This is a genomic window from Pedobacter sp. UBA5917 (assembly GCF_002432345.1).
Taxonomy (GTDB): Bacteria; Bacteroidota; Bacteroidia; order Sphingobacteriales; family Sphingobacteriaceae; genus Pedobacter.
The window spans coordinates 1-11,250 of sequence record NZ_DJDT01000352.1; the positions used below are offsets into that span (position 1 = coordinate 1).

At 39.8% G+C, this 11,250-nt stretch carries 16 protein-coding genes and 1 pseudogene; 11 read left to right on the plus strand and 6 right to left on the minus strand.

The genetic code is table 11. The annotated features are described in order from the left end of the window. The 5 genes and pseudogenes from B2V92_RS24615 to B2V92_RS24635 form a co-directional block, all read right to left on the minus strand. Window positions 1–629, minus strand: a pseudogene (locus B2V92_RS24615) (hypothetical protein); the annotation flags it as partial. 153 nt (window positions 630–782) lie between these two features. Further along, window positions 783–1,364, minus strand: a complete 582-nt coding sequence (locus B2V92_RS24620; protein ID WP_293313097.1) for a peroxiredoxin family protein — start codon at window positions 1,362–1,364, stop codon at window positions 783–785. A gap of 49 nt (window positions 1,365–1,413) precedes the next feature. Then, window positions 1,414–1,677, minus strand: coding sequence for a hypothetical protein (locus tag B2V92_RS24625; RefSeq protein WP_293313099.1), 264 nt, complete (start codon window positions 1,675–1,677; stop codon window positions 1,414–1,416). A gap of 59 nt (window positions 1,678–1,736) precedes the next feature. Further along, a complete protein-coding gene (locus B2V92_RS24630; protein WP_293313101.1) occupies window positions 1,737–2,003 on the minus strand; it encodes a zf-HC2 domain-containing protein in 267 nt (88 codons plus the stop codon). Window position 2,004: 1 nt separating this feature from the next. Further along, window positions 2,005–2,604: a sigma-70 family RNA polymerase sigma factor gene (locus B2V92_RS24635; protein WP_293313103.1), complete on the minus strand. Its 600-nt coding sequence runs from the start codon at window positions 2,602–2,604 to the stop codon at window positions 2,005–2,007. Between the two features lie 133 nt (window positions 2,605–2,737). On the opposite strand from B2V92_RS24635, the gene B2V92_RS24640 reads away from it, so the two are divergent. Together B2V92_RS24640 and B2V92_RS24645 are read left to right on the plus strand one after the other, a co-directional pair. Next, window positions 2,738–3,454, plus strand: a complete 717-nt coding sequence (locus B2V92_RS24640) for a cytochrome b/b6 domain-containing protein (protein WP_293313104.1) — start codon at window positions 2,738–2,740, stop codon at window positions 3,452–3,454. Beyond that, window positions 3,426–4,217, plus strand: a complete 792-nt coding sequence (locus B2V92_RS24645) for a molybdopterin-dependent oxidoreductase (RefSeq protein ID WP_293313106.1) — start codon at window positions 3,426–3,428, stop codon at window positions 4,215–4,217. Before B2V92_RS24640 ends, B2V92_RS24645 begins: the two co-directional genes overlap by 29 nt. A 54-nt stretch (window positions 4,218–4,271) precedes the next feature. Here the strand turns inward: B2V92_RS24645 and B2V92_RS24650 are convergent, their stop codons facing one another. Then, complete coding sequence (locus B2V92_RS24650) at window positions 4,272–4,454, minus strand: Sec-independent protein translocase subunit TatA/TatB (RefSeq protein WP_113946998.1); 183 nt, start codon at window positions 4,452–4,454, stop codon at window positions 4,272–4,274. Between the two features lie 156 nt (window positions 4,455–4,610). Here B2V92_RS24650 and B2V92_RS24655 point away from each other — a divergent pair, with 156 nt between their 5' ends. The 9 genes from B2V92_RS24655 to B2V92_RS24695 all read left to right on the plus strand — a co-directional run. Continuing rightward, window positions 4,611–4,841 carry a hypothetical protein gene (locus tag B2V92_RS24655; protein ID WP_293313109.1) on the plus strand — a complete coding sequence of 77 codons (231 nt, stop codon included), beginning with the start codon at window positions 4,611–4,613 and terminating at the stop codon, window positions 4,839–4,841. Window positions 4,842–5,253: 412 nt separating this feature from the next. Beyond that, window positions 5,254–6,369 (plus strand): XdhC family protein, encoded by a 1,116-nt coding sequence (locus B2V92_RS24660; RefSeq protein ID WP_293313111.1) that lies wholly within the window; start codon window positions 5,254–5,256, stop codon window positions 6,367–6,369. Then, window positions 6,370–6,960, plus strand: a complete 591-nt coding sequence (locus B2V92_RS24665) for a nucleotidyltransferase family protein (RefSeq protein ID WP_293313113.1) — start codon at window positions 6,370–6,372, stop codon at window positions 6,958–6,960. It abuts the gene before it with no gap. Then, window positions 6,957–7,937, plus strand: a complete 981-nt coding sequence (gene moaA / locus B2V92_RS24670) for a GTP 3',8-cyclase MoaA (RefSeq protein WP_293313115.1) — start codon at window positions 6,957–6,959, stop codon at window positions 7,935–7,937. The genes B2V92_RS24665 and moaA overlap by 4 nt, the downstream gene beginning before the upstream one ends. A gap of 7 nt (window positions 7,938–7,944) precedes the next feature. Further along, window positions 7,945–9,123, plus strand: coding sequence for a gephyrin-like molybdotransferase Glp (glp, locus tag B2V92_RS24675; protein ID WP_293313117.1), 1,179 nt, complete (start codon window positions 7,945–7,947; stop codon window positions 9,121–9,123). Between the two features lie 3 nt (window positions 9,124–9,126). Continuing rightward, entirely contained in the window at window positions 9,127–9,867 is a 741-nt protein-coding gene (locus B2V92_RS24680; protein WP_293313119.1) for a sulfite exporter TauE/SafE family protein, read from the plus strand. A gap of 1 nt (window position 9,868) precedes the next feature. Next, window positions 9,869–10,366 carry a molybdopterin-binding protein gene (locus tag B2V92_RS24685; protein WP_293313121.1) on the plus strand — a complete coding sequence of 166 codons (498 nt, stop codon included), beginning with the start codon at window positions 9,869–9,871 and terminating at the stop codon, window positions 10,364–10,366. A 4-nt stretch (window positions 10,367–10,370) separates the two neighbouring features. Further along, complete coding sequence (locus B2V92_RS24690) at window positions 10,371–10,604, plus strand: MoaD/ThiS family protein (RefSeq protein WP_293313122.1); 234 nt, start codon at window positions 10,371–10,373, stop codon at window positions 10,602–10,604. Between the two features lie 3 nt (window positions 10,605–10,607). Beyond that, the coding region (locus B2V92_RS24695; RefSeq protein WP_293313124.1) for a HesA/MoeB/ThiF family protein at window positions 10,608–11,250 on the plus strand (643 nt) is incomplete at its 3' end.

Genomic DNA, 11,250 nt, shown 5'->3' on the forward strand with positions numbered 1-11,250 from the left:
GCTTTACTTTTCGAAAAAACATCCCAGCCACTATAGGTTAAGGTACTTGCATTTGGTCTGAACAAAACAGCATGATGATTTTTAGCAATCCATTTTTCGCCATACCACTCTAAACGGCCATCAATAATAGCGAATTTACTATCGGGATGGATATTGGCCGTAACCGATGTTGGTGTAATTTCTTCCAATGTCATTTCCGACATGCCCGGTCGTTCATAATTAACCGAAAGGTTCTGCAAACGGATATTCTCGCTTCCATCAATCACCCAACTGATCATTTTCCCATGAAAAACGAATACCGAACCATTGCCTTCTATGGTCACATTTTTCAAATCTTTGAGGTATAAACCAACGCGCTGTTTTTTAACCGGAAATTCTACTTCCGAAGAGGAGTTGGAGATATAATAACGGGTTTCGGTAGCACTATCGGGCCAGAAATCGTATCGCCCTTTAGGGAAATTAAGCACTGATTTTGCCTGTCCTTTGGTCGCTTCTATAGCCTTTTGTACGCTTGATGTAGCATCGGCAAAACTATTGGGTTTGGCACCAAAAGTACTTACATCAATGGTTTGGGCCTGAAGCTGGTAAGTAATAAACAGGAATAAAGCGGTAAAATATTTTTTCATCATGTGATTAGAAACGGTATTGGCTAGGTTTGAGGTCAGTATTTGTTTTTTAAATCTCTCCCTCAAATGAGGCCGTAAATACCGAAAAATATTTCAACAAAAAAATACCCGGCTACATTAAAATATAACCGGGTATTTACCATTCTAGTAAGTTTATTAAAGTTTAGAAAGCAGTAACTGCACCGAAGCTCTTTTTTGATAATTGGGATCAAAATGTACATACTTAATCTTGCCCGATCGATCGATAATATAAGTAGCAGGCACCGGCAGTGTATGGCGGTTATTGCCATTATTCGCTTCCAGATCGATGCCATAACCTTTGTATTTGGTAAAGGTTGCTTCATCCATCATAAAATTTACCCCATAAGCTTTCATAATCTCATCATCCTTATCCTGCACAATCGAAAAACCTGCTTTGGTCTTTTTAATGGTTTTATCAATATTTTCTTTGGTTTCGGGCGTTACGCCTATTACATAAGCGTCTTTGGCACTCAGTAAACTTAATGAATCCTGCAGTTCTTTAATATGTTTATTGCAATACGGGCACCATTGGCCGCGATAAAAAAACAGTACAACAGAACGATGCGCTTTAAGTGCATCCTTCAAACTTACAGTTTTACCGTTTTGATCAATCCCTGTAAATATCGGAGCCTTATCTCCTTCTTTTAATCCTTTTTGCGCCTTTACTTCTAAGGATAGGGCAGCAAGTAAGGCCATAAATAGTATAATTCTTTTCATATGATTAAATTAAAAGGCAGGAAAGATGGTGTCTTTCCTGCCAATGTTTTTACATTTTACTTTTCGACATTTTGTCGCTGGCCATTTTTGATTTCTCCATTTTGGCTTTTTTCACAGAATCAGTTTTCATTTTATCCATCTTTCCTTTTTCCATTTTGCCAGATTTCTTTTTGTCCATTTTATCCTGTTTCATTTTAGACATTTTTTCCTGCAAAGGGCTGTGGGCCGAAACTGAAACCGGTAACGAAAGAGCAGCCACAGTTAAAGCGGCCATAAATAATTTTCCTGCTGATTTTAAGATTTGATTTCTCATGTTTTTATGTGTTTTATTTACCCCTTAGTCGGAGCAGAAAGTAAAACCTTACAGAAAAATCAATTTTTATTTATTTCTTTTTCAATCCGCTCAGTCAGGCTTTTTTTAAAGCTTTTATCGAGTTTAAAATCTCCACTGTCAAAGCCTACAAACAGGCTGTTAATTAATATACTCTGCTGCTGGTAGATTTTACAAACAGAGCAACCGGCCAAATGGATCCGCAACTGCAGGGTTTCGGCAGTGGTAATTTTTCCTGCGAGCTTTTTTTCGATCAAAAATGTAGCCTGGTTACAGTTATAGATAATGTTTTTTAATGCGTTTCCCATATCAGTTCCAGTTTTTTTGAAGACAGGCCCTCAGGTTCAGTTTCGTGCGGTGCATAATCACCCAGAAATTGGATGCGGTAAGTTTAAGTTCGGTACAGATCAGTTCTGAAGCGAGATCATCGATATGTTTCATCGAGAATACCGAAAACCACAATCCAGGCAGTTTCGTTAAACACTCATTTAGTATGACACCCAGTTCTTTCATTAACAAGGGATTATCAACCTCTAAACCAAATGCCTGCGGGCGGTATTTTTCGTTCCAATGACCGGTTTCTGCATCAAAAAAATCCTGCTGTTCACTTTCAGTTTCAGTTATTTTTAAATCTTTTAAGCTTTTCGAAGCATTTTTGCGATAGAAATCGGCAATTTTATTCTTAAGAATGGCCGTAAGCCATGTTTTTTCGTGGCTATTCCCTTCGAAACGTTCCAATTGCTGTAAGCCAGCTAAAAAAGTATCCTGCACGAGGTCTTTCGCTACATCGCTATCCCTCAATCTCACCATCGCAAATCCATACAGGTAATCTGAATATTTTTCAACCCAGGTAAGCGGGTTAGTATGAAGGTTTTTGGCAGCGATATCGAGGCCAGTATCGTTTTGCATGTTGTTGGATTATCTTGTATAAATATAATGCTTAATCCCTTAGTCGCATCGTTTTGAACATCCTTACAAATTATTTTATTTTTTTCTGTAAGGATTATAAACCTTAAACGACTAAGCCCGAAACAGCCTCAAAATGAAAGTAATTAAAGAAAAACATGCTTTTTTAATGCGGTGGACGCATTGGGTAAATTTTCCAGTCCTGGCCATTATGATCTGGAGCGGATTGTTTATCTATTGGGCCAATGATGCCTACGGCATTTCGATTTTTAACTTCACACTGATCAAATTTTTCCCGGAGTGGTTTTATGATTATTTCCACATTTCTGCCCGCCTGGCAGAGGGAATGGCTTTTCATTTCCTGTTTATGTGGTTCTTTTTCATTAATGGTATGCTGTATATCAGCTACACTGTTTTTTCGGGTTCGTGGCGCGAACTTTTACCCAATAAAAATTCATTTAAAGAAGCCTGGTTGGTATTGCTCCACGATCTTCACCTCAGAAAAACCATTCCGCCTCAAAAGAAATATAATGCGGCGCAGCGGATAGCTTATACTGCCATCATATTAATGGGCATGGGTTCGGTAATAACAGGCTTGGCAATTTATAAGCCGGTGCAGTTTTATTGGATCTGTTGGTTATGTGGCGGTTATCATTTCGCCCGTATCCTCCATTTTGCCCTAACCATAGGTTATGTGCTATTCTTTTTAATCCACATTGTTCAGGTAATCCTTGCCGGATGGAACAATTTCAGGGCAGTAGTGGCCGGATTTGAAGTGGTGGAAGAACAGCCTCAATCCGAACAATTAATAATCGAAGAAAACCATGAAAACGCAACAGAAAAAGAAGGTTAAAGCACCATTAACAGTTGAGCAAAAAATAAACCGCCGTAGTTTTATCTCTTTTGGTGCTTTTGCTGCGCTCGGCGGAGGTGCTTTTGCAGGTTGGAAATGGCTTTTAAATGCGCCCGAAGAAACAGCCGGCATTACCGCAGGTACCAGGACACCACTACGCAGGGCACTGAACAAAACGGAACTCTTTTTCCGCAATTTCTTTAGCAACGGGCATCTGGTTAAAACTTATCCTGTAGAAGAGGCGGCTAAAAGCCCAAGGGTAAACAGTTTGATCGGTATCGAAGATGATGAAGATTTCGACATTACAGCTTGGAAACTTAAAGTCAAACTACAAAATCAGAAAAACAGATTCATTACAATCGAAGAGATAAAAGCCTTGCCCAGAACAGAAATTGTTTACGATTTTAAATGTGTAGAAGGTTGGGACGAAATCCAACATTGGGCTGGCGTAAAACTGAGTGATTTTTTGACTCATTTTAAACTTGAAACCGAAGCCTCGAAACAGTATATGGGCCTAGAAACACCCAACGGAGCCTATTATGTAGGTTTAGAAAGAGAAAGTATACTTCATCCCCAAACCTTACTGGCTTATGAGATGAACGGTAAAGCCATCAGCACCGAACATGGGGCGCCGTTAAGATTAATTGTACCGGTAAAATACGGCATTAAAAACCTGAAAAGAATCGGCACCATGAGTTTTAGCAACAGCAGACCACGCGATTATTGGGCCGAACAGGGCTACGATTATTATTCGGGACTGTAAGCTGATCCGGAGTTCTAACAAGCTCCAGATCAAACCATCAGCCTATAAAAAGAATTAAGCCTGCTTTGGCACTTCCGGTTTCTCTTCTTCCTGTCCGGCTTTGAATTCTTTTATTCCTTTACCAAGGCCCTTCATCAATTCGGGGATTTTTTTGCCTCCAAACAATAATAAAACAGCTATTCCAACAATGATCAGTTCGGGTCCTCCCAACAGGGCGGCGATGGTTGTATTTAACATTTTGTTTTAATTTAAGTGATTCTTTTACACTTACGTTTAAAACACGGCTTCGGTTCTCCGTAATGGATTTAAAATATTTTAAAAAAATTGCTTTTTATTTAAAGTAAAATCAAAAGTGAAACGTCTACAGCAATAACAAACCTAAAAATCTGCTTTATGATAGCCGTTTTCAAAACAAATGTATCCTCAGATAGCGAATTAAATGAAATCAGTCCGTTACTGAACAGCCGCTTTAAAGAAATCAAATGGAACATCGACCTGTGGGACAGTGACAAAATCCTACGTGTAGATTCACCAAGAGACTGGACCAAAGAGATCACCGAACTTTTTAACAGCATTGGTTTGCGCTGTGTTAATTTAGAGATTTTTCATTCGGAGCCTTTTTGATTTTAGTGGTATCGGATATTATTACTATCTGACACTGAATCCTCATTTGATGTAATGACCTGAGGGATGAAATTAATTTTCCATTTGAGATATTTTAAGTAGTCTTTTTAATTAAGCAGTCGTCACCCTGAATTTATTTCAGGGTCTTTCATGCTAAAAAGATGCTGAAATAAATTCAGCATGACGAATCGATATAGCTAAACGATAATATAATCGTATTAGGCCTTATATCATATATAAATTATTTACCTACGATTTTTTCAATGGCTGGTAGTTTTTATCTACCAATATTTAAAAACAAAAGCAAGATCTCAACGATAATCACAACTAATAACTTATCTCTTATCCGCTCCTTGCTTTCCCTTTTGTAATAGATTATCATTAAATTGCCTTTCTATTGCAGCAATCCCTAATGAAAGAAATTACCGATATACTCAAAGCATACCAAAAAGCAACAAAGGATAAGAAAAAAACGGCTTTGGCTACGGTAGTGAAGGTAGAAGGTTCCTCCTACCGCCGGCCTGGTGCCAGGATGCTTATTACAGAAGATGGCCAGTTAACCGGTGCCATAAGTGGTGGCTGTTTAGAGGGGGATGCCCTGCGGAAAGCCCTTTCGGCCATTGTACAGCAGGAAAACAAGCTGATTACTTACGATACTACCGACGAAGATGATGCGAAATTTGGCGTTCAGCTAGGCTGCAATGGCATTGTGCATATCCTTTTCGAACCCATTATAGAAGAAGATCCACAAAATCCCATTGCTATTTTATCAGCCTTACAAGCCAAAAGAGAAGATGCAGTATTGACAACACTTTTTGCTTTAGACGGAAAGCAACAATTGGGTACCAGTATGTTGTTTAAAAAAGATACTATCCTATCAAAAATACCAAACGAAATCGAAGAGGCCATTGTAAAAGATGCCAGGGAAGTTTTTGCCAACAAAACAGCTGCATTTAAAGTTTATCCGTACCATAATCAAGAGATTGATGCTTTCCTGGAGCTGATCCACCCTCCTATTTCGTTAATTATTGCCGGTGCGGGGAACGATGTACAACCCCTTGCCGAAATGGCCTACCTTTTAGGTTGGGAAGTAAACATTGTTGACGGCAGGCCTACCCATGCCACCGCACAACGCTTTGCAAACGCCACCAAAATTGTAGTGAGTAAACCAGATAATGTGCTGAACCAAGTCGATATTGATGAGCAAACGGCTTTTGTATTGATGACGCACAATTACAACTACGACCTCGAACTGCTTAAATATTTATTGGATACCAACGCGCCTTATATTGGTACATTGGGTCCGAAGAAAAAACTGATCAGGATGCTGGAAGAACTCAATCTCGCCACACCCGAAAATGAAAATCGTGTACACGGCCCCATCGGTTTGGATATCGGTGCAGAAACAGCCGAAGAAATCGCTATTTCCATCCTGGCAGAAATCAAATCCGTTTTTACGGGTGCATCGGCAATTTTCTTAAAAGAAAAAAAGAACCCGATCCATGTTTATGGATTAAACAATAATTAGATGGATACCGCGATCATCATTTTGGCAGCAGGCAACTCCTCCCGTATGGGAAAGCCAAAACAGCTTTTAAATTATAAAGGCAAAACTTTGCTCCAAACCGTAATAAATGAAGCCCTAAAAACACATAACACTCAAATAATAGTGGTTTTAGGTTCAAATGCAGAAGAAATATTAGCAAAACATCAAAATAATCAGGTCGACTTTGTAATCAATAAAAATTGGGAAAGTGGGATGGCATCAAGCATTGTTGCCGGACTTTCATCACTGATTGAAAAAAACACCAAAATTAAAAACATCATTATTGCTGTAGCCGATCAGGTTTTTATAAAAATGAGTACCTTTAATAACTTAATCGAAAAGCATATTAAAACTGGTAAAAACATCATTGCCAGCAGTTATGCCCAAACGATTGGTACACCTGTTTTTTTCGGAAAAGATTATTTTGATGCACTTTTATCGCTCAAAGGAACCGAAGGGGCAAAAAAACTACTCAAACAATATCCGTTAGATGTAGAAACTGTAGTTTTTGAAGGCGGTGAAATTGACATTGATACAGCAACCGATTATAATAATTTAATCAGCAAGGAATGATAGCAGATAGCTTCGGAAGAGTACACGATTACCTGCGGATATCGCTTACCGATAACTGTAATTTTCGCTGCTTTTATTGCATGCCGGAGGAAGAGTACGACTTTACCCCTGCTTCGAGGTTGATGCAAACAGCCGAAATTATCAAACTGGCCGGGATTTTTGTAGCCAATGGTGTAAAAAAGATCAGGCTAACAGGCGGCGAACCATTGGTAAGAAAAGATGCAGCCCAGATTATCACCGCATTGGGCAAACTTCCCGTAGAGTTAGTAATTACAACCAACGGCACACGCATTGCCGAAATGCTCCCGGTATTAAAAGAGGCAGGCATCAAATCCATCAACATCAGTTTAGATACCCTGCAGCCCGAAAAATTTTTCATGATTACGCGTAGGGATGTATTTCACCAGGTTCGTAGCAATATCGAACTGTTGTTACAGCATAAAATCAGGGTAAAAATCAATATGGTGGTGATGAAAGGCCTTAATGATAACGAAATCAACGATTTTATCAGCTGGACCAAACATAACCCCATTCAGGTGCGCTTTATAGAATTCATGCCTTTCAGCGGAAATAAATGGACAAGCAACCAAATGTTTTCTTTAGAAGAGATTCTTGCGCTCGTTGAACAAGATTTTACGGTATTGCCTGTAAAAGGAGAACCGAACGATACGGCCAAGCACTTCATGATTCCGGGTCATGAGGGGTCATTTGCCATCATCAGCACCATGACGCATCCTTTTTGCGGCACCTGCAACCGCATGCGCTTAACAGCCGATGGAAAATTAAAAAACTGCCTATTTTCTGATTCAGAAACGGATCTGCTTAGCGCTTTGAGGAAAAATGAAGAAGTGCTTCCCTTAATCAAATCGGCAATTTGGAGCAAGAAAGAGGCTTTAGGCGGGCAACTGGCCAGCGATTTCGAAAAAATAGACGCCACAACCATTCAAAACAGAAGTATGATTACCATTGGAGGATAAAATTTTCATGATCAGCGTTAAAGAAGCCAAAAACCTTATTTCTCAACATACCAGTCCTTTAAATCCAGTTACCATTGGCCTGGCAAAAGCAGCAGGTTATACACTGGCGACTGATGTTTATGCCAGATTTGACATTCCTGCCTTTTGTCAATCTTCGATGGATGGCTATGCCCTAAAATTTGAAGACTACGAAAAAACGCTCACTTTAGTGGGCGAAATGGCCGCAGGAACGGCTAAAAACATTACCATCCAAAATGGCGAAACCAGCAGAATTTTTACCGGTGCTCCTTTGCCCGAAGGTGCAGATACCGTGGTAATGCAGGAAAAAATAACACGGCTGGATGGGACAATTACGGTACAGGATCCTAACTTAAAATTGGGCTTAAATACACGGGATAAAGGTTCGGAAATTAAAGCTGGGGCATTGGCCATGGAAAAAGACAGTTTGCTTAGCCCTGCTGCCATTGGTTTTCTTGCCGGGATTGGCGTTAACGAAGTAACGGTTTATCCTATGCCAAAAATATCAATCATTGTAACCGGAAAAGAATTGCAGGAACCAGGTAAACCCTTATCATTTGGACAGGTTTACGAATCGAACTCCTATTCGCTTTCGGCGGCGTTAAAATATGAAGGTATTGATCAGATCAGTATTTACGAAGCAGATGATAATCTCGAAATCCTTAAAAAAGTATTGCAAACAGCCATCGAAAACAGCGATATAGTTTTACTTACAGGTGGTGTTAGTGTTGGCGATTACGATTTTGTGATCGAAGCAGCGGCACATTGTGGCATTAAACAGGTTTTCCATAAAGTAAAGCAGAAACCCGGCAAACCATTGTTTTTTGGAACACATGGTCAAAAATTAATTTTCGGACTCCCGGGAAACCCATCGTCGGTATTAAGCTGTTATTACAATTATGTATTGCCAGCTGTTAAAACATTATCTCAAAAAGCAAATAGTGTAATTGAAATTGAGGCCGAACTTAGCCATCCTTATACCAAGCCTGCAGGTTTATCACATTTCCTAAAAGGGAAGTACGAAAACGGAAAGGTTACACCACTTGGTGCGCAGGAATCGTACCGTTTGAGTTCATTTGCACAATCCAATTGTCTCATCTGCCTCAACGAAACACAGGAACATTTCGAAAAAGGCGACATCCTAACTGTAATGATTTTACCAAACTAAACCATGCAAGAAAGTTTTATTCTATTTTACTGTTTACTCTTTATAGTTGCCTTTTTATATGCCTCTGTGGGGCATGGCGGTGCAAGCGGCTATCTCGCATTAATGGCCATTTTCGCCATTTCGCCTGCCATTATGAAACCAACAGCCTTATTGCTCAACCTCTTTGTTTCTTCTACTTCTTTTATCCAGTTTTACCGTGGCGGACATTTTAAATGGAAAACTTTTTGGCCTTTTGCCCTTGCTTCTATCCCACTCTCCTTTATTGGTGGAATGATGGCGATTGAAAGTTCGATCTATAAAAAGATTTTAGGTGTACTTTTACTGATCCCTGTAATCCGTTTTTTCTTTTTCAAAAACACCGATCCAAAGGATTTTAAACCCTCAAATATTCCACTATCATTGGCTATCGGTGGCATTATTGGTCTGCTTTCGGGTATGATCGGTATTGGCGGAGGAATTATTCTTTCACCTGTGCTGTTGCTTTTAAAATGGACCGATCAGAAACAAACTGCAGCCATCAGTGCCGCTTTTATATTCGTAAATTCGGTGGCTGGCTTAGGCGGACAGCTGATTAAAGGCTTCGATTTTAACAGCCACATGCTTGCTTATGTTGGCGTTGCCTTTGTTGGAGGCATTTGCGGTGCTTATTTTGGCGCCTTAAAATTCCCGCAAACCGTTTTAAAAAATGTACTGGCCTGCGTATTGGCGCTGGCTGCTTATAAGTTATTATTTACACATGCATAATATGAAATATACCATCATCGCCCTCTTATTTTTAGCTTTTGGTGCAAAAGCCCAGGAAAGCAAACAGTTTACCATCGAAGGAAAGGTTAAAACACCATTAACGGTTACTTTAGACAATTTAAGCAGCTATAAATCCGTTAATTTGGATAGTATGACAATTTTCAATCACTTGATGCAGCGTAAAAGCAGCATTAAAAATATTAAAGGCGTGCTTTTAAAAGATATTTTGGCCAAAGTGGAAATTGATGCCGCATCGCCAAAAACATTGAGCGAATACTACCTCGTTTTTACCGCAACGGATAATTATAAAGTCGTGTATTCGTGGAACGAAATTTTCAATTCCTCAACCGGAAACCAGATATTGGTTTTAAAAAGCTACGATACCGATCCGGCAAAAGCAGAAAAGGGCAATATCGCCATTATTACGCCAACTGATTTCGCTACGGGAAGAAGATTTGTAAAAGGATTGAGCAAAATCAGCATCTTACAGGTAAATTAGCAGCATGGAAATCGAAATCATCAGTTTTGGCCAGATTGCTGAGTTTATCAGACATCAAAAAATTGATATCACAGGCATTACCGATACTGAAAGTTTTAAGCAATATATCGAAAATCAGTTTCCTGCCTTAAAAAGCATGAAATACAAACTTGCCCTGAACAAAAATATCGTTCAGGAGAATACAGAAATTAAAAACCCGGCTACCATAGCCATCATGCCCCCTTTTTCTGGCGGTTAACATATGAGTGCAGAGCGATATAACAGACAGATAATCCTAAAAGGATTTGGTGAGGAAGCACAACAACAGCTTTTAAGGGCAAAAGTATTGGTAATCGGTGCCGGTGGTTTGGGCTGTCCTGCCCTGCAATACCTCGCTGCTGCCGGAATCGGCCATATCGGGATTGTTGATGATGATACCATTTCGCTATCCAACCTCCACCGGCAGATACTATTTACCACGGCCGATATCGGAAAATTGAAAGTAGAAGTTGCGGCAAAACGTTTGCAGGAAATGAACACCCAGATCGGGATTATCCGCCATCCTATCCGTTTACAGCAGAACAACATCCTCGATATTATTTCCCGCTACGATTACATACTGGACGGCACCGATAATTTTGAATCGAGGTATCTGATCAACGATGCCTGTGCCCTACTCAATAAACCGCTTATTTTTGCCGCAGTTGCCGGTTTTGAAGGTCAGTTGGCCATATTTAATGTGCCCGATCATCTTACACCCAGCACCAACTACCGCGATCTTTTTCCAATCCCCCCTAATAAGGGAGAAATACCGAACTGTGCCGAAAACGGTGTTATTGGTGTTTTACCCGGGATAATTGGAAGCATGGCTGCCGCAGAAATTATTAAACTGGTAGCTAAAATCG